This is a genomic window from Naumannella cuiyingiana (assembly GCF_013408305.1).
Classification (GTDB): domain Bacteria; phylum Actinomycetota; class Actinomycetes; order Propionibacteriales; family Propionibacteriaceae; genus Naumannella; species Naumannella cuiyingiana.
The window spans coordinates 1,728,525-1,745,217 of sequence record NZ_JACBZS010000001.1; the positions used below are offsets into that span (position 1 = coordinate 1,728,525).

Genomic DNA, 16,693 nt, shown 5'->3' on the forward strand with positions numbered 1-16,693 from the left:
GCCAGCCGTTGGTCAGCCCGTTTCGTGAGGAGCAGTCGTGCCTGAGCCCCGCCCGCAGCCGTCCTCGGACGAGCTCGACGCGGTCGCCGAGCTGCTCGCGGCCGAGGCGGAGCTGCCGATGCCGCGGGAGGTGGCAGACCGGCTGGAGGCGGTCCTGGCCGCCGAGGCGGCAGCCGCGGAGGCCGGCGAGAGCGCCGCGGCCCGGGCGGCGGCGCTGCGGGCGGCGGCGAAGCGTACCGACCTCGGGACCTTCGGCCAGAATCCCGCGAGCGAGCGCAAGGACTTCTCCGCGGAGGCGCGACACCGCGTCGCCGCGCAGAACCGCGCCCGCCACAGCGACTGACTCACGCGGCCGGCGGCGCCGGTGGGGGTACGCCGGCGCGCAGGATGCGGGCCAGCATGGCGACGGGATCCGGCAGGTCCCGGGCGGGTGGCAGTTGTGGCCGCGCCATCTGCATCACCTCCCCGGGGCCGGTTCCTTGCTGAGAGATTCCAGCAGGGCCCGGCGGGTTCCCCGGGGGTCGCTCAGCCCTCGATCGGGAACCGGATCGAACCGCCGTTGCGCGAGCGGTAGACCAGCTCGGTGACCTCGTCGCGGCTCTTCACGAAGACCCAGCCCAGGTAGCAGTCGCCCGGTCCGAGCTCCATCGAGTCCGGCATCAGTGGGATGTCGTTGCCCGGCTGATTCGCGATCGACGCGCCCCGGTCGGGCAGGCCGCTGCCTGCGGGCAGGCGCTCGCCGGAGGCGGTGCCGAAGGAGAAGTCGGAGTAGCCATAGCTCAGCGATCGCTCGTCGGTCGCGCAGACAGTCACGACCGCGTCGGCCACGTCGGACTCGCCGGCGGTCTCGCGCTGGCCGTTGACGAACGCGATCCGGGCCGCGCCGTCGACCGTCGAGAAGTCGAGGTCGTCGAGATCGGTCAGGGCCTGGGGCCCGTAGGCCCAGGAGAACTTGTTGCCGCGGGAGTCGTCGAAGTGCACCGCATGCACCTGGTCGACCTGGGCGTCGAAGGACACCGAACCGGTGGTCACCTCGCCGGGTCGCAGGGTGCGTTCCACGATGCCGAATCCGGACACGGTCCCGACCCCGAGGCGATCGGTGGTGTTGACGCTCCAGGAGTCGGCGCTGAGCGTGACATCCTGGTCGCCGATCGCCTCGATCCGGACGATGATCGTGAACGAGGTCTCGCCGGCCTGCTCGTCCTGGCCCATCTGTTCCATGGTGACCGCGATCTGATCGCCGCGTACCGGCTGCCCGAACGGCGCGTTGTAGCGGGTCACCCCGGCATTGGCGGGCGGGGGCGGCGGCGTTTCGGTGGACCCGGCGTCGTCGGTGGCGCCCGGCGACGGCGCCGGGACCCTGCTACGGCTGGCGGTCGGCGCGGGCTCGACCGGGGAGGGCGAGGCGCTCGGGGTGGGGGTACCGGAGGGAAGCTGGCCCTCGGTCGGCGCGGGCAACTGGGCCGTCGTGGGCGCCGGCAGCGGGTCGGCGACCGGTGGCTGCCGGGGAAAGGCGAGCACGCCGACGGCCACGCCGATCAGCGCCAGGCAGGCGGCGATCGCCGCCGCGACGGTGATCCGTCGGCGCCTGCGGCGCGCCAGCTCGTCGGCCGCCTCGGCCTCGGCATCGCCGGCGAGGATCGCCGTCAGCATCCGGTCGGCGCCGGGCAGGTCGCGCTCGGGGGGCAACTGCGGCCTCATCCGACACCTCCCAGGAGCTGTGCGATCTCGGTGGTTGCGAGCTTGCTGCGCGCCCTGTTCAGGCGCGATTTGACGGTGCCGACCGGTACGCCGAGCACCTGCGCCACCTCGCTCATCTCCAGCCCGGCCCAGGCGACCAGCTCGATCACGGCGCGCTGGTTGTCGGGGATGCGGCCCAGCACGTCGTTGATGTGGCCCATCTCCTTCTCCTCGGCCAGCCAGCGCTCGGTGTTGTCGGTGCCCTTCGGCGTGACGGACTCGACCCTGTCGACCAGCCGCAGATGGCGTTTGGCCGAACGGAGCGCGTTGCTCGCCTCGTTGCGGGCCATCGACAACAACACCGGCCGCGCCGACTCCAGGTGCAGGTCGTCGACCGTGCCCTCGCACGCGCGCCGCCACAAGGTGGTGAACGTCGCCTGGGTCACGTCCTCGGCCATCGACCAGGACGCCGAGTGCCGGAACGCGAAGTTGTAGACGGCCTTGTTGTGCCGACCGAACAGCGTCCGGAAGGCGTACTCGTCACCCGCGCGCAGGCGTACCCACAGGTCGGCGTCGGTCGGTTCGGCGCCGGCCGGCGCGTTGGACCCGGCGGTCTCCTCACCCCTCACCGATCAACCCCTCCTGCCCGCGGCGGCGGGCTCTGTCGGTGAGGAGTCCGGGCACGGGCCAGGAGTTCCGCCGGGGCGCCCCGTCCTCAACCACGTTCGGCCCTCAACCACGTTCAGCCCTCAACCACGATCGACGCGGGCCCGCTCCAGCAGCCGCAGCCAGATCTCGCTCACGGTCGGGTACGCCGGGACCGCGTGCCACAGGGTCTCCAGCGGCACCTTGCCGACGACGGCGATGGTGGCCGCGTGCAGCAGCTCGGCGATGTCCGGCCCGACGAAGGTGGCGCCGAGGATCGTGTCGGTCGCCCGGTCGATGACCAGCTTCGCGCGGCCGGCGTAGTCGTCGCGGGCCAGCGAGGAACCGGCGACCGCGATGTCGAGCTCGATCTCGGCGATGTCGTGACCGGCCTCGCGGGCGGCCGCCGCGGTCGGCCCGACGCTCGCCACCTCGGGCTCGGTGAAGACGACCTGCGGGATCTGGCCGTGGTCGGCGCTCGCGGCGTACCGGCTGCCCTCGAGCGGGCGGCCCTCGGCGCGGGCGGCGATCACGTCGCCGGCGACCCGGGCCTGGTACTTGCCCATATGGGTGAGCGCGGCGCGACCGTTGACGTCGCCGCAGGCATACAGCCAGTCCTCCGCGCCGCGCACCCGGAGCTGGTCGTCGACCTCGATCCCCGTGCCGGGCGGGAGGCCGGCGGCGTCGAGGCCGAGGTCATCGGTACGCGGCCGCCGGCCGGCGGCGACGACGATCTCGTCGACGATCAGCTCGGTCCCGTCGCTGAGGGTGCAGGTGGCGGGCGCCTCGCGCGGTGCTCCGGGGGCGGGGTCGGCGCCGGCCGGCAGGTCGCGGGTGACCTCGGTCAGTTCGGTGCCGAACCGGATCTGTACGCCGCGGCGGCGCAGCGCCTCGGCGACCCGCTCGCCGGCGAACGGCTCGGCGGCGGGCAGCAGCGAGCGGCCGCGGACGACCATGATCACGCCGGCGCCGAGGGTGGCGAGCCAGGTCGCGGCCTCGCAGGCGACGACGCCGCCGCCGAGGACGAGCACGGTCCCGGGGACGGCGCGCAGCGCGGTGGCGTCGCGGTTGGTCCAGGGCCTGGCCGCCCGCAGACCGGGGATGTCGGGGATGACGGCCTCGGACCCGGTGGCCAGGACGACCGCGTGCCGGGCCCGCAGCGTGCGCTCGCCCACGGTGACCTCGCGCTCGCCGGTGAGCCGGCCGGCGCCGCGGATCACCTCGATGCCCGCATCGGTCGCCCAGGCGACCTGGGAGGCATCGTCCCAGTGCCGGGTGAAGGCATCGCGGCGCTCCAGCACGCCGGCCGGGTCGAGCTCGGTGCCGTCCAGCCCGCCCATCGCGCCGGCACGGTCGGCCAGCGCCCCCGGCAGCAGCAGGGCCTTGCTCGGCATGCACGCCCAGTAGGAGCACTCTCCCCCGACCAGTTCGGACTCGATCAGCGCGGCGGTGCGGTCGGAGCCCGCGATGGCGTACTGCGCCGCATTCTCACCGGTCGGTCCGGCGCCGATCACGATCACGTCGAACTCGTCGGTGGCGTCCGACATGGCTCAGCCCTCCTCGCGCCGCTGCCGGAACTGGTCGACCACCTCGTCGTCGGACTCCTCGTCGACCTTGCGGCGCACCCGTCCCATGCCGGGCAACCGGGACAGCATGTCGCTCAACCGCGCGGAGATCAGCAGCAGGTCGTGCACATCGTCGCCCACGGACCCGAGCGTCTTCATGATCGGCAAGACGTCGGTGCGCAGGCTGTCGGTGAGCTCGGGAAGCTGGTCGACGAGCCCGACCAGCGCATCGACCTCGCGAACGTCGGTCGTCTCGGCCAGCCGATCGAGCACCGGGAGCAGGCGTGTGATGCTGGGCTCGATCGCCGCCGTCAGCGCATCGGCGCGGTCGACCACGGCGCCGGTCCGGGCCACCAGGGCATCGGCGCCGGCCTGGGTCTGCTCGATCCGGTCGATCACCGCATCGGTACGCCGGATCAGCGCCTCGGCGGAGTCCAGCAGCGCCAGCAGCCGCGGCAGGGCGGTCGCGGCGTCGCCGATGCTCTCCGCGCTCCGGGCCGCCAGTCCGACCACATCGGACGGTGTCGGTATCCGCATGGGCGGAGCCTAGTTCGTCGGGCCGACGGTTCTTCGGCGGGCGCCTGCAAGGATGGGTGTCATGTTCTGGGTGCCCGCAGCGGCCTTCGCCATCGCCGCAATCTGGTCGTGGCGAGTCGACCCCCGGCAGCTCCGGATCGGGGTGTTCGCGGTGTTCGCGGCCGGGTTCGGCGTACTCGCCCTCGCCTCCAGCGATGTCGGGATCGCCAGCGAGGTCGCCGCGGCGCTGGTGCTGGCCGCCGTCCTGGTGCTACCGGTGGCGGTGGTCGCGGCCGCGCTGTTCCTGATCGTGAACGGGTTGATCATGGTACGCAAGGAGCGGCTGACCCTGGGCAATCTGGTGTCGCTCGTCACCGGCGTCGGGATGCTCGTCCTGATCGGCGTGACCCTGGCCATGATCTCCCTGGGTTCGATCACGGCCGCCCTGGCAATCCTGATCATCCTCGTGGTCGGCTATCTGGCCTTCGTCTTCGTCTGCTTCGCGGCCTATTCGTTCATCTATTCGCGGCGAAGCCTGCGCAGCAAGCAGATCGACGCGATAGCGGTGCTGGGTTCGCGGGTGGTGAACGGCCGGGTGCCGCCGCTGCTGGCGGCCCGGCTGGCGCGCGCGGAACAGATCTATCGCGCCCAGCTCGGGGCCGGGCATCCGGCGCCGTTGCTGGTGCCGTCGGGCGGGCAGGGCTCGGACGAGTCCGAGCCGGAGGGCGCGGCGATGGGCAACTACCTGGTCGCGCACGGCGTACCGTCGACCGATGTGGTGCCGGAGACGGCGGCCGCGACGACGGAGCAGAATCTGATCTTCTCGCGGCGACTGGTCGATGAGCTGCGGCCCGGCGGGACGATGGTGGTCGTGACCAATGACTACCACGCCTTCCGCACCGCGCTGCAGGCCCGGCGGCTGCGGATCGACACCCACGCGGTCGGTGCGCCCACCGCCCGCTATTTCCTGCCGTCGGCGTATCTTCGCGAGTTCGTCGCGGTGCTGCGGCAGAACTGGTTGTTGCACGCCGTGGTGATCGCCGCGCTGGCGCTGGGGGTCTTCGGGCTGTTGATCATCAGCCTGTCGCCGCTCGGCTTCCAGCCCAATTGATCATGGAGAAGAGCTGATCATGGCGTCGGTCGACGTGCTGGTGATCGGTGCCGGTCAGGCCGGGCTGTCGGTGGCGTACCACCTGGAGCGAAGCGGCATCGGCCACGCGGTGGTCGATGCGGAGGAGGGCCCGGGCGGGGCGTGGCGGCACCGTTGGCCGACGCTGACCATGGCCACCGTGAACGGGATCCGGGAGTTGCCGGGCACCACGCCACCGGCGGCCGATCCGGTGGCGCCGGCGAGCGAGGCGGTGCCGGCATGGTTCGGGGCGTACGAGCAGGAGTTCTCGATCAAGGTCGAACGTCCGGTGACGATCCGCCGGGTGGCCGATGATCATGGGCGGCTGGCCGCCGTCGCGGACGACGGGCGGGTGTGGTCGGCGCGGGCGCTGGCCAATGCCACCGGCACCTGGGGGAAGCCGTTCTGGCCGGCCGTGCCGGGCCGGGAGTCGTTCGCGGGGTGGCAGTTGCACACGCACGACTATCCGGGACCACAGGCATTCGCCGGGCTGCGGGTGATCGTGGTCGGCGGCGGGATCTCCGCGGTCCAGCATCTGCTGGAGCTCGCACCGTTGGCCGCAGCGACGCGCTGGGTGACCCGGCGGCCGCCGATCTTCACCGAGGGCGAGTTCGGCGAGGAGCGGGGCCGGGCGGCGGTGGCGATGGTGGCCGACCGGGTCCGGGCCGGGCTGCCGCCGCGCTCGGTGGTCAGCGTGACCGGTTTGCCGCTGACGCCGGCCGTGCGGGCGGGGATCGCGTCGGGTGTGCTGGAGCGGCTGGCGATGTTCGAGCGTGTGGTGCCGGAGGGGGTGCGCTGGGCGGACGGGCGTACCTGCCGCGCGGATGCGATCATCTGGGCGACCGGCTTCCGGGCAAGCCTGGATCATCTGGCCCCGCTGCACCTGCGCGAGACCGGCGGCGGCATCACGATGGACGGGCGGGGACTCACCCGGGTGGCCCGCGACCACCGGGTCCATCTGGTCGGCTACGGCACCGGCGCCTCGACCATCGGCGCCAATCGCGCCGGCCGTGCCGCGGCCCGCGAGATCGGAGAACTTCTCGGCTGAGGTCGTCCCCCGCCTGCCCAGCCATCCGCGAGCTCAACCGGCACCCGCGAACTCACCCGGCACCCGCGAGCCCAACCGGCACCCGCGAACGATACTCGGCCCGCGCCTGCCGACTCAGCCCGCGGATCCAGGCACGCCGGTCGATCCGCGAACCCACCCGGATCCGCGAATTCAACCGGCATCCACAGGCCCAAACGGCACCCGCGAGCGATACTCGGCCCGCACCTGCCGATTCGGCCCGCGGATCGAGGTACGCCCGCCCATCCACGAACCCAATCGGCAGCTTGGGGCCCGACCGGCACCCGCGAGCCCAACAGGGCTACTCGTCGTCGGCGATGCGCAGGCTGCCGGCGGGGCTGTCGGCGAGGGGCGGGTCTGGCGCGAGGGTGCCGTCGGGGGCAATGTGTTCGAAGATCTGCGCGACCAGCGTCAGCACGTGCGGGTCGTCGACGGCGTAGAACAGGTGCCGGCCGTCCCGGCTGGCGCTGACGATGCCGGCCAGCCGCAGCTTGCTGAGGTGCTGGCTCGCGGTGGCGATGCTGACCCCGACCCGCTCGGCGAGCGTACCGACGTCGTAGCGACCCTCGGCGGCCAGCGCGACCAGGTGCAGCCGCACGGGCGCCGCGAGCAGCGAGAACGTCCGCGCGGCCACCTCCAACTGGGGTTTGGTCGGGTCCAGCGGGCGCAGCCGGACCCCGGAGTCGTCGTCAGTGCCCGGATACCTCACCCGGGCATTGTCCCGCCATCGCGCAGGCACCGACGCCGGGCACCCCGATCAGAGCCTGCGCAACCGCTCCAGCAGCGGTCCCGCGGCCTCGGTCAGGAAGCGTTCCTGCGTGTCGCCGCCGATCTGGATCAGCGCGACATCGGTGAATCCGGCATCGAGATAGCCCTGCACGGCTTCGGCGATCGCGTCCAGATCGGGGCCGCACGGGATGGCCGCCGCCACATCCTCCGGCGTCACGAGCCGGGTCGCCGCCGCGAAGCCGGCCGGGGTACGCAGGTCGGCGTTCACCGGCCAGCCGCCCGCGAACCAGCGGAACTGATCATGGGCGCGCGCGATCGCCGCGTCGGCGTCCGGGTCCCAACAGACCGGCAACTGGCCGATCGCCCGCGCCTGCTGCCCGATCTTCGGCGCGCCGTCGACACCGTTCCACTGCTTGATCAACTCGGAATTCGGCTCGACGGCGATCAGGTGCTCGGCCAGCGGCGCGAACGCGGAGATGCCCAGTTCCCCGGAGATCGCGACGCCGATGGGTACGCCGTCCGCCGGCCGGTCCCACAGCCGGGCGGCGTCCACCCGGAAGTGCTCGCCGACGAAGTCGACCAGGCCACCGTCGAGCAGCGCGCGGATGATGTGCAGCGCCTCCACCAGCATCTCCTGCCGGGCGGGTACGCCGGGCCAGCCCTGTCCGATCACATGCTCGTTGAGGTTCTCGCCGCTGCCGAGCCCGAGGACGAATCGGCCGTCGGCCAGCAACTGGGTCGTGGCAGCCTGTTGCGCGACGACCGCGGGGTGATAACGCATGGTCGGGCAGGTGACGAAGCTGATCAACTCCACCCGCTCGGTCCGGTCGGCGACCGCTCCGAGCACGCTCCAGGCGAACGGCGCGTGCCCCTGTTCGGCGAGCCACGGCGAGTAGTGGTCACTGCAGACCTCGAAGTCGAAGCCCGCCCGCTCGGCAGCCACTGCATCGGTGATCAACTGCTTCGGCCCGGCCTGCTCGGTCATCAACGTGTAGCCGAAACGTGCAGACATTCAGTATCCTCCACGCAGAAGTTGAAGTCGATATCTCGACACTACGCTCCGGGAGCGAGGACGCGCCATGCCCCCTGCCGAATCGGTCGACACGGTCCTGCTGGATGTCGACGGCACGCTGGTCGACTCCACCTACCTGCACGCCCTGGCCTGGCAGCGCGCCTTCGCGCGACACGAGCTGGCGCCCGAGTCGTGGCGGGTACACCGGGCGATCGGGATGGGCGGCGACCGGTTGGTCGAGGAGCTGTGCGGGGCCGAGGTCGAGCGGCGTCTCGGCGACGAGCTGCGCGCGGAGTGGGAGGACGAGTACGCCGCGCTGTTGCCGCAGGTACGCCCACTACCGCGCGCGGCGGACCTGGTCCGCCACCTTGCCGGCCTGGGGCTGCGGGTGGCGCTGGCCTCGTCGGGAAAGAAGCGCTTCACCGATGCCGCGATCGACTCCCTCGGCCTCGACGCCGACGATTTCGCCGCCGTCACCAGCTCCGAGGACGCCGAGGAGTCCAAGCCGCAGCCCGACATCCTGGGCGTCGCGCTGGAGCGGGCGGGCGGCCGGCGGGCCGTGGTGGTGGGCGACAGTGTCTGGGACATCGAGTCGGCGGGCCGGCTCGGCGCCGACGCCGTGGCCGTGCGTACCGGCGGATTCTCCGCCGCCGAACTCAACCAGGCCGGCGCCGCGCTCGTGGTCGATGACGTGGCCGCCCTCGTGGACGGCGAGTGGCGCCCCTGAGCGCCCGTCGGTCAGAGCGGGTCGGTGGCCTCGGCCCAGATCTCGGCCTCGACCTCGCGCTGTTCCTGGATCTGACGGCAGCGCAGTACGGCGGCGAGTACCGCGCCGACAACGGTGAGCAGGATCAGGATCTTCTTCATCTCGCCCAGCCTAGTTCGCCGGCTGCCGCGCCGACGCGGCAGATGGCCGAGACCTCGCGTACCGGCCGATAGACTGCGCGCGCCCCGCACCCGAATCGCCCGGAGGAACCAGATGATTCGCGTCCGCATCGGGCTGGCCGTCGCGGCGGCCGGCGTCCTCGCGGTGACCGCGTGTACGCCGCCGGGTCCGCAGCGCCCCACCCCCGCGCCGACATCGGCCGAGCCGACCTCCACCATCGACCCCGCCGACCGCTACGCCCCACCGACCGAGCCCCCCGCCGGCGACGAGTTCGGGCTGGAGGACGCGGCCCGCTACGAGGACGGGGTCCAGTTGCAGTTGGCGTCGATCACCGCGGGCACCGCCTCGGAGTCGATGACCGGGGCCGAGGGCACCGACGGCGAGATCGTCACCGCGGTGATCGAGGTGGTCAACGACGGCAACCGGTCGGTGAACCTGAGCAACTGGGTCGTCCAGGGCTATTACGGCGAGGCCGACGTCGGCGCGCAGCTCGTCGGCGACTCCGAGGGCGCCGTCGGCGACTCCTTCGAGGGTGCGGTCGGGCCCGGGCAGACCGTGACCGGAGCCTTCGCGTTCGCCGTTCCGGCGAGCGAGCTGGGCAATGTCACCGTCGCCGTCGACCGCCGCGACGACGTGAACGATCCCGTGCAGTTCACCGGCGCCGTGGGCTGAGCCTCACGACCGGGCGTCGGGCCGCCGGCGGCGGAGCAGGCGGCGCCGCTCGTCGCGCTGCGCCCGGCGTACCAGTGATCTGACCTGGTCGGTGGTCAGCTCGACCGTCAGCCCCGGTGGTTGCGGCAACTGCCAGCGACGCCAGCGGGCGAGCAGCGTGATCGCGGCGCCGACCACCGTGGCGATGATCATTCCCACTGTCGGGCGGAGCTCGGCGGGGGTGGCGAGCACGGCGAGGGAGGCCAGCAGGGCCGCGGTGGCGTACAGGGTATTGCCGCCGAAGATCGCGGGGACCCGGCCGATCGCGATGTCGCGGAGCATCCCGCCGCCCACCGCGGTGATCAACCCGAGCATGATCGCGGTCAGCGGGCCGTGGCCCAGGCCGAGCGCCTTGACGGTGCCGGTGGCGGCCCACGCGCCGAGGCAGACGGCATCCATCGCGGCCAGCGCCCAGCGCCACGGTCGACCCTCGACGTGCAGGACGAAGACGAACGCGGCGCCGGCGAGGGCGGTGATCAGGTACGCCGGATCGATCAGCGCGACGGGCGGCCCGGCGGCGAGCAGGATGTCGCGGAGCATGCCGCCGGCCAGTGCCGACATGATCGCCAGGACGGCGAACCCGACGGGATCGAACTTCAGCGTACGGGCGATGCTGCCACCGATGATGGCATTGCAGAGCACGCCCAACAGGTCGATGACCCGGAAGACGCTGACCAGCTCCATGCCCGAAGCCTAGGGGCAGAGCTGCGCCTCGATCGCCTCGCGAAGGACGGTCTTGGGCTTGGAGCCCTGGAAGGTGCGGACCGCCTCGCCGCCGGCGAAGATCTGCACGGTGGGCAGGCCGCGGACCTGCTGCTCGGCGGCGCTGATCGGATTCTCCCCGGTGTCGATCTTGACGAACTCCATCCGGTCGCCGTAGCGCGCCTCGAGCTCCTCGATGATCGGCTCGAGCTGGCGGCACGGCGTACACCAGTCGGCCCAGTAGTCGACCAGCACCGGCCGGTCCGAACCCAGCACCTCCGCCTCGAACGTGGCGTCGGTGACCTCACGCAGTCCCATCGGATGTCCTCCCCGTCTCGACGACCAGCCTAGGCGCCCCCGCCGACACCGCCGGATTTCTCATGAGCTGACCCCGGCCGGCGTGCCGCGGCGGCTGCTCAGGCGGTGATGCTGTCGGACAGGACGCCGCGGTCGGCGGCGGCGGGGGCGTCCTGCCCGGCCGCGATGTCGTCCAGGTCGGCGAGGTAGCGCTCGGCGTCGAGGGCCGCGGCGCAGCCGGAGCCGGCCGCGGTGACCGCCTGCTGGTAGGAGTGGTCGACCAGGTCCCCGGCGGCGAACACACCGGGCAGGTTGGTCCGGGTGGTCCGGCCCTCGACCAGGACATAGCCGTTCTCGTCCAGGTGCACCTGCCCCTTGACCAGCTCCGAGCGCGGGTCGTGGCCGATGGCGATGAACAGCCCCTGCGCGTCGAGATCGCGCTCCTCGCCGGTCACCGTGTCCACCAGCGTCACCTTGTCCAGCGACGCGTCGCCGTGCAGATCCTTGACGGCGGAGTTCAGGGCGAAGCTGATCTTGGGATCGTTCTTGGCGCGATTGGCCATGATCTTGGACGCGCGCAGCTCGTCGCGGCGGTGGACCAGGGTCAGCGACTTCGCGAACCGGGTCAGGAACGTCGCCTCCTCCATCGCCGAGTCGCCGCCGCCGACGACCACCAGATCCTTGTCCTTGAAGAAGAATCCGTCACAGGTGGCACACCACGAGACGCCCTTGCCGGACAGCTCGTCCTCGCGCTCGATGCCGAGCTTGCGGTACGCCGAGCCCATCGCCAGGATCACCGTGCGCGCGGCATAGGAGTTCCCCGCCGCGTCGGTCACCTTCTTGATCTCGCCGGTCAGGTCGACCGACACGGCGTCGTCGGTGATCAACTCCGCGCCGAACCGCTCGGCCTGCGCCCGCATCTGGTCCATCAGCTCGGGGCCCTGGATGCCCTCGGCGAAGCCCGGATAGTTCTCGACCTCGGTGGTCGTCATCAAGGCGCCTCCGGCGGCCAGCGCCCCCTCCAGCACCAGCGGCCGCAACTCGGCGCGCGCGGCATAGATCGCGGCGGTGTAGCCCGCCGGCCCGCTGCCGATGATGATGAGGTCGCGCACGCGGTCCGGCTCGTCGGCCGCGCCCGGTGCACCCTCGGCGCTGGGAATCTCGATCATGTCGTCCTCTCCGGCAGTCCCCTGCCGATCCGTGCCCTGCCCGGCCCTCGCAATCCCCCGGCCGCTCGCGGCGACGGGGTCGCACCGGTCGATTCTATGCCGGTGACAACCGCCGCCCGGCCGGCATTGTTCCCTCGGCCGGGCGGTCGGTCCCCCGGGTGCGGCCGCCCCGGCGCGGCACGTCCCCCCGCGAGATCGCTCAGGGCGCCGGGATCGGCGGGGCGAGGTCCCGCGGGCCGAACCGGCGCCGCCGGGCGACCGTCCAGATCGCCAGCGCGCCGGCCGCCAGCGCCCAGCCCGCCAGCACCCCCACGCAGAGCCACAGCCGGTCGAGTTGCCCGCCGGAGATCGCGATCCGGTACGCATCGATCAGGTAGGTCATCGGCAGCAGCGGGTGCAACGCCCGGAAGAACGCGGGCAGGATCTCCGGCGGATAGGTACCGCCGGCCGCGGCCAGTTGCACGATCAGGGTGATCAACAACAAGGCCGATCCCGGCGTACCCAAGGCCAGGCGGAGCGCGCTCGCCAGCAGGCTGAACGTGACCGCACCGAGCAGCGTCAGTCCCACGAACGCCAGTGGATGCGCCGGGGCCAGGCCCATGGTCGCCCAGACGATCCCGATCATCGCAAGCCCGCCGACGACCGCGACCGCGCCCACGGGCAGCCATCCGCCGAGCGCCAGCCGGACCGGGTTCGCCCGGCCGGCCAGGGTCCGGGTCGCGATCGGCCGCATCACCAGGAACGCCGAGATCCCGAACACCCACAACGCGATCGAGAAGAACATCGGCGCCAGCCCGCGGCCGTAGTAGTCCGCGGGGTTGTCCACGGTCATCTGCACATCGGCGGGCGCCGACAGCACCTGCGCCGCCTCCTCGGCCTGGGCCTCACTGATCACCGGCAGCCGCTCCAGTCCCCGGGACAGCCCGTCGTGCAGCCGCTGCGCGCCGTCGTCGAGCTGGGCGATCCCGGCGGAGAGCCGGCCGCTGCTGTCCCGGAGGGTACGCAGACCGCCGGCCAGCTCGCCCGCCCCGGAGTCGAGCTGGGCGGCCCCGTCGTCGAGCCGCCGCGCGCCGGCAGCGAGGCTCGACGCCCCGTCGTCCAGCGCGATCACACCATCGTTCAGCTCGCCCGCGCCGGCGGCCAGCCGGTCCGCGCCGGAGCCGGCGTCGCGCAACGATCCGGCGAGCCGCGCATTGCCGGCGGCGACCTGTTGCGCGCCGTCGTTCAGCCGGACCAGGTTGTTGCGGGCGGCGCCGAGGTTGTCCTCCAGCCCGTCGCTGGCGCGGATCCGGCCGTCGACGGACTTGGCGCCCGTGGCGATCCGGTCGGCCCGCTCGGCGATGCCCGAGGCTCGCTCGCTGGCGGAATCGACCCGATCGGACAGCCGGCGGTAGGCCGGGTCCTCGCCCAGCTCGGGGTTCTTCTTCGCCAGCGCCTTCAGGTCGGCGTCCATGCCCGCCAGGTCGGTTGCCAGCGAATCGGTACGCCCGGCCAGCCGGCCGCTGACCTCGACGGCGTCGCCGCTGATCGTCTGCGCATCCGAGCGCAGTTCGGGCAGGGCCGTGCGCAACGCGTCCAGCGGCGGCAGCACCCGGTCGTTCAACTGCTGGGTGCCGTCCGCGACCTGCCGGGAGCCGTCGGCGAGCTGGTCCGCGCCGTCGGCGGCCTTGCCGAGCCCGCCGGCCAGCTCTCGGGTCCCGCTGGCGAGGCGACCGCTGCCGGCGCGCAGTTTGCCGCTGCCCTCGGCCAGCCGGGCCGACCCGTCGGCCAGTTCGCCGGTCCCGGTGTGCAGCGCGGCGGCGCCGTCGGCGAGCTTGCCGCCAGCGTCGGCGGCCTGTCCCGCGCCGTCCGCGAGCTGCCGCGAGCCGTCGGCCGCGGTACCCAGCCCGTCGGCGAGCTGGCCGGCGCCGTCGTTCGCATCGGACATGCCGGATCTGATCTTGGTCAGATTGGCGAAGACGGCCTTGAAGTAGTTCTCGATGGCGGCCTGGTCGACGGCCTGGGTGATCGAATCCTCCGCCTTGCCCGTGATCGACCCGATCACGAATCCGTTGGCGTCATTGCGCTCGAGGAAGATGTTCGCCCGTCTCGGATCGTCGCCCGCGCCGCTGATCAGGGACTCGGAGAAGTCGGCCGGAACGAACACGGTCAGGTAGTAGTCGCCCTCGCGCAGGCCACGCTGGGCCTCCGCGCGGTCCACCACGTGCCAGCCGAAGTTGTTGTCCTCCACCAGCCCGTCGGTGAAGTCGCGGCCGGCGGCGATCGTCTCGCCGTTGTAGTCGACGGGCCGGTCCTCGTTGACCACGGCGACCGGCAGCCGATCGAGATTGCCGTAGGGATCCCAGTTCGCCGACAGATAGATCGCGCCGTAGAGCAGCGGAACCAGCGCGACGAAGATCAACGCGATCACCGGCAGCGGCCCGCGGAAGCGGCGCAGCTCGAAGCTGCCGAGCCGCAGCGCGCCGCCGCGTTGACGATCACGGTCGGCCTTGTGCCGAGCATCGTTCGCCATCATCGTTCCTTCCCGGTCTGCCGGATCGGTGCTACCCCGTTGTGGATCACGTGCGCCTGCTCGGGCGCGACGCTCGCGTCGGTCACCCCGGCAAGCAACAGCGTCGGCCCGAGCATCGGCGGTACGCAGTCGCGCAGCCACGCCCGGCCCCGGTCGTCCAGGCCGTCGCCGAGTCCATCGGTGATCAACGCCCGGGCGGGCCGGAGCAGCCCGAGCGCAAGATCGACGAAGGTACGCTCCGCGGGCGCCAGCGCGCCGATGTGGGTGCCGGCATCGAGGCCCACCCCGGCCCGCTCGGTCAGCTCGGTGAAGGCCCGGCGGCCCGCGCGCACCGACAGCCCCTCGAACAGGGCCCGCTCGTCGACGGCGTCGGCGATGGTCAACCGCGGCTCGGTCTCCACCAGGCCGGGGATCCGTGCCACCGCGGTCTCCTCACGGAGCCGACGGGCCCGGACCCGCGCCCGCTCGCCCTCGGTCCCGGCCAGCTCCACCTGACCGCGCTGCGGCCCCGCCCAGCGGCCGGCGCAGGCAAGCAGCAGCGCCGAGCGCACCGGACCGGGCGGGGCCTGCAGCAGCGTGTGGCGAACCAGTGCCAGATCCAAGGGCTCGGATTCGGCGTCGTTGACGGCGACCACCAGCGCGGTCGCCGTCAGCACGGGCGGGCGGGTCATCGCAGCACCTTGCCGATCAGCCATTCCAGCGTCGCGGTGACCTCGTCGGCGGTGATCGCGCCGGCGGCGTACTCCTGGGCGCAGGCCGAGACCTGTCCCATCAACACCACCGCCGCATGCCGGCACTCGGCCTCGCCGGCGAACAGGCCCAGCGATCCGAGCAGGCCCGTCAGGTCGTCGACGTGCTGGCGGCGGATCTCGGCGTACCGCTCCGCGATCGCGGGATCGCGCCGGGCCAGCGCGCGGAACTCGGCCAGGATCGCCTGCCAGCCCGAGGTGTTGCGCACCGGCGCGGCCAGCGCCGCGGCCAGCCGGGCCGGATCGTCGCCGCCCCCGTCGGCGAGGATCTGGCGGGCGGTGCCGAGCGCCGAGCCGGCGCTGGCATCGAAGATCTCGCGCCACACGGCGAGCAGCAACTCGGGCTTGGAGCCGAAGTTGGAGTAGACGGCCCCCTTGGTGAAGCCGGCCGTGGCGGCGATGTCGTTCAGCGTCGTCGCGGCGTACCCGCCTTCTTCGAAGCGCGCCGCCGCCGTCTCGACGATCCGCTGCCGGACGTCCGCCCGGCGGGGCCGCGCGCCGACCGGGTCGGCCCGCCGGCCGGTGTCCCCCATGACCGAGTTGCCCATCTCGTCCCGCCTTCACACTCGATACCGCCGGTATTCGATACTCACGGTATGCACAGGAGGGGCGCCGGTCAAGCCCGTCGCGTACAGTTGCCGTCGGCCCGGAGCCAGCGGGCCGCCGTCGGTCAGCAGGGCAGGAGTGGAATGTCGCAGGATCCGGGCAAGCGGGCAGCGGGCGTACCCCGCCGTGACACCGCAACCCGCAGCACCACGAACCGCCCCGCCCGCCCGCGCGCGCTGCCCAAGCCCGCACCCGACGCGCGCTGGCCCTTCATCGTCGCCGGCGCCGCGGTGCTCGCGCTGCTGCTTGCGGTTGCCACCGTCGGATTCCTCAGCCTTCGCCCGGCCGGTACGCCGGTCCCGACCGCGTCGCCCGAGCCCGTCGGCGCACCCGTGCTGCCACAGGAGCTCGGCGAGTTCGTCCGCGACCCGTCCGATGTCGCGAGCACCGACCCGACCGCCGACGAGGGCGCTCAGCAGGTCACCACGGGCCGCTACCTGCGCAACGGCGAGCTGTCCATCGTGGTCAGCGCGGTCCGCCCGGCCACCGATTCGCGAGCGGTGCTCGACTCGCTCGGTGCCACCGCGATCCGCGAGGTCGGCGGCGGGCTGTGCGCGCGCGAGCCGTCGCGCAATCTCGACGTCTGCGCGGCCACCCGCCGCTCGACCACCGTGGTCGTGCTCGGCTGGCGCGGGCAGACCCTGGACGAGCTGGTCGGCAATGCCCAACAGTTCGCCACAGCGCTCGGCTGATCCGGCCCGCCGGACCCCGGTCTGGCC

Annotated in this window: 19 protein-coding genes; 6 read left to right on the forward strand and 13 right to left on the reverse strand. The window is 72.6% G+C overall.

Features of this window, described 5'->3' with window-relative positions:
* Positions 1–37: 37 nt before the first annotated feature.
* The gene (locus GGQ54_RS07945) at positions 38–343 is read left to right on the forward strand and encodes a hypothetical protein (protein WP_179444899.1); all 306 of its coding nucleotides are present in this window, start codon (positions 38–40) and stop codon (positions 341–343) included.
* Between the two features lie 182 nt (positions 344–525).
* Here the strand turns inward: GGQ54_RS07945 and GGQ54_RS07950 are convergent, their stop codons facing one another.
* From GGQ54_RS07950 to GGQ54_RS07965, 4 genes are all read right to left on the reverse strand, one after another.
* Complete coding sequence (locus GGQ54_RS07950) at positions 526–1,701, reverse strand: DUF4352 domain-containing protein (protein ID WP_179444900.1); 1,176 nt, start codon at positions 1,699–1,701, stop codon at positions 526–528.
* Complete coding sequence (locus GGQ54_RS07955; RefSeq protein WP_343045895.1) at positions 1,698–2,309, reverse strand: RNA polymerase sigma factor; 612 nt, start codon at positions 2,307–2,309, stop codon at positions 1,698–1,700. The genes GGQ54_RS07950 and GGQ54_RS07955 overlap by 4 nt, the downstream gene beginning before the upstream one ends.
* A 120-nt stretch (positions 2,310–2,429) precedes the next feature.
* Positions 2,430–3,872, reverse strand: a complete 1,443-nt coding sequence (locus tag GGQ54_RS07960) for a dihydrolipoyl dehydrogenase family protein (RefSeq protein ID WP_179444901.1) — start codon at positions 3,870–3,872, stop codon at positions 2,430–2,432.
* 3 nt (positions 3,873–3,875) lie between these two features.
* On the reverse strand, positions 3,876–4,427 hold the full coding sequence (locus GGQ54_RS07965; RefSeq protein WP_179444902.1) for a hypothetical protein: 552 nt from the start codon (positions 4,425–4,427) through the stop codon (positions 3,876–3,878).
* A gap of 61 nt (positions 4,428–4,488) precedes the next feature.
* Between GGQ54_RS07965 and GGQ54_RS07970 the strand changes: the two genes are divergently transcribed.
* The gene (locus tag GGQ54_RS07970; RefSeq protein ID WP_179444903.1) at positions 4,489–5,517 is read left to right on the forward strand and encodes a YdcF family protein; all 1,029 of its coding nucleotides are present in this window, start codon (positions 4,489–4,491) and stop codon (positions 5,515–5,517) included.
* Between the two features lie 19 nt (positions 5,518–5,536).
* Positions 5,537–6,583, forward strand: coding sequence for an FAD-dependent oxidoreductase (locus tag GGQ54_RS07975; RefSeq protein WP_179444904.1), 1,047 nt, complete (start codon positions 5,537–5,539; stop codon positions 6,581–6,583).
* Positions 6,584–6,902: 319 nt separating this feature from the next.
* Here the strand turns inward: GGQ54_RS07975 and GGQ54_RS07980 are convergent, their stop codons facing one another.
* Positions 6,903–7,310 carry a metalloregulator ArsR/SmtB family transcription factor gene (locus GGQ54_RS07980; RefSeq protein ID WP_179444905.1) on the reverse strand — a complete coding sequence of 136 codons (408 nt, stop codon included), beginning with the start codon at positions 7,308–7,310 and terminating at the stop codon, positions 6,903–6,905.
* Between the two features lie 48 nt (positions 7,311–7,358).
* A complete protein-coding gene (locus GGQ54_RS07985; protein WP_179444906.1) occupies positions 7,359–8,342 on the reverse strand; it encodes a TIGR03557 family F420-dependent LLM class oxidoreductase in 984 nt (327 codons plus the stop codon).
* A 67-nt stretch (positions 8,343–8,409) separates the two neighbouring features.
* Between GGQ54_RS07985 and GGQ54_RS07990 the strand changes: the two genes are divergently transcribed.
* Positions 8,410–9,069 carry an HAD family hydrolase gene (locus GGQ54_RS07990; protein ID WP_179444907.1) on the forward strand — a complete coding sequence of 220 codons (660 nt, stop codon included), beginning with the start codon at positions 8,410–8,412 and terminating at the stop codon, positions 9,067–9,069.
* An 11-nt stretch (positions 9,070–9,080) separates the two neighbouring features.
* Here GGQ54_RS07990 and GGQ54_RS16670 read toward each other — a convergent pair whose 3' ends face one another.
* Positions 9,081–9,209: a DLW-39 family protein gene (locus GGQ54_RS16670; protein ID WP_218843775.1), complete on the reverse strand. Its 129-nt coding sequence runs from the start codon at positions 9,207–9,209 to the stop codon at positions 9,081–9,083.
* A 112-nt stretch (positions 9,210–9,321) separates the two neighbouring features.
* Here GGQ54_RS16670 and GGQ54_RS07995 point away from each other — a divergent pair, with 112 nt between their 5' ends.
* On the forward strand, positions 9,322–9,900 hold the full coding sequence (locus tag GGQ54_RS07995; protein ID WP_179444908.1) for a DUF4352 domain-containing protein: 579 nt from the start codon (positions 9,322–9,324) through the stop codon (positions 9,898–9,900).
* Positions 9,901–9,903: 3 nt separating this feature from the next.
* Here GGQ54_RS07995 and GGQ54_RS08000 read toward each other — a convergent pair whose 3' ends face one another.
* The 6 genes from GGQ54_RS08000 to GGQ54_RS08025 form a co-directional block, all read right to left on the reverse strand.
* Complete coding sequence (locus GGQ54_RS08000) at positions 9,904–10,623, reverse strand: trimeric intracellular cation channel family protein (RefSeq protein WP_179444909.1); 720 nt, start codon at positions 10,621–10,623, stop codon at positions 9,904–9,906.
* 9 nt (positions 10,624–10,632) lie between these two features.
* Complete coding sequence (gene trxA, locus GGQ54_RS08005) at positions 10,633–10,959, reverse strand: thioredoxin (protein WP_179444910.1); 327 nt, start codon at positions 10,957–10,959, stop codon at positions 10,633–10,635.
* A gap of 98 nt (positions 10,960–11,057) precedes the next feature.
* Positions 11,058–12,107 (reverse strand): thioredoxin-disulfide reductase, encoded by a 1,050-nt coding sequence (trxB, locus tag GGQ54_RS08010; protein WP_179444911.1) that lies wholly within the window; start codon positions 12,105–12,107, stop codon positions 11,058–11,060.
* A 199-nt stretch (positions 12,108–12,306) separates the two neighbouring features.
* Positions 12,307–14,619, reverse strand: coding sequence for a YhgE/Pip domain-containing protein (locus GGQ54_RS08015; protein WP_179444912.1), 2,313 nt, complete (start codon positions 14,617–14,619; stop codon positions 12,307–12,309).
* The gene (locus GGQ54_RS08020) at positions 14,619–15,290 is read right to left on the reverse strand and encodes a hypothetical protein (RefSeq protein ID WP_179444913.1); all 672 of its coding nucleotides are present in this window, start codon (positions 15,288–15,290) and stop codon (positions 14,619–14,621) included. Before GGQ54_RS08020 ends, GGQ54_RS08015 begins: the two co-directional genes overlap by 1 nt.
* Entirely contained in the window at positions 15,287–15,916 is a 630-nt protein-coding gene (locus GGQ54_RS08025; RefSeq protein WP_179444914.1) for a TetR family transcriptional regulator, read from the reverse strand. Before GGQ54_RS08025 ends, GGQ54_RS08020 begins: the two co-directional genes overlap by 4 nt.
* 141 nt (positions 15,917–16,057) lie before the next feature.
* Here GGQ54_RS08025 and GGQ54_RS08030 point away from each other — a divergent pair, with 141 nt between their 5' ends.
* Positions 16,058–16,666, forward strand: a complete 609-nt coding sequence (locus GGQ54_RS08030) for a hypothetical protein (RefSeq protein WP_179444915.1) — start codon at positions 16,058–16,060, stop codon at positions 16,664–16,666.
* Positions 16,667–16,693: the final 27 nt, after the last annotated feature.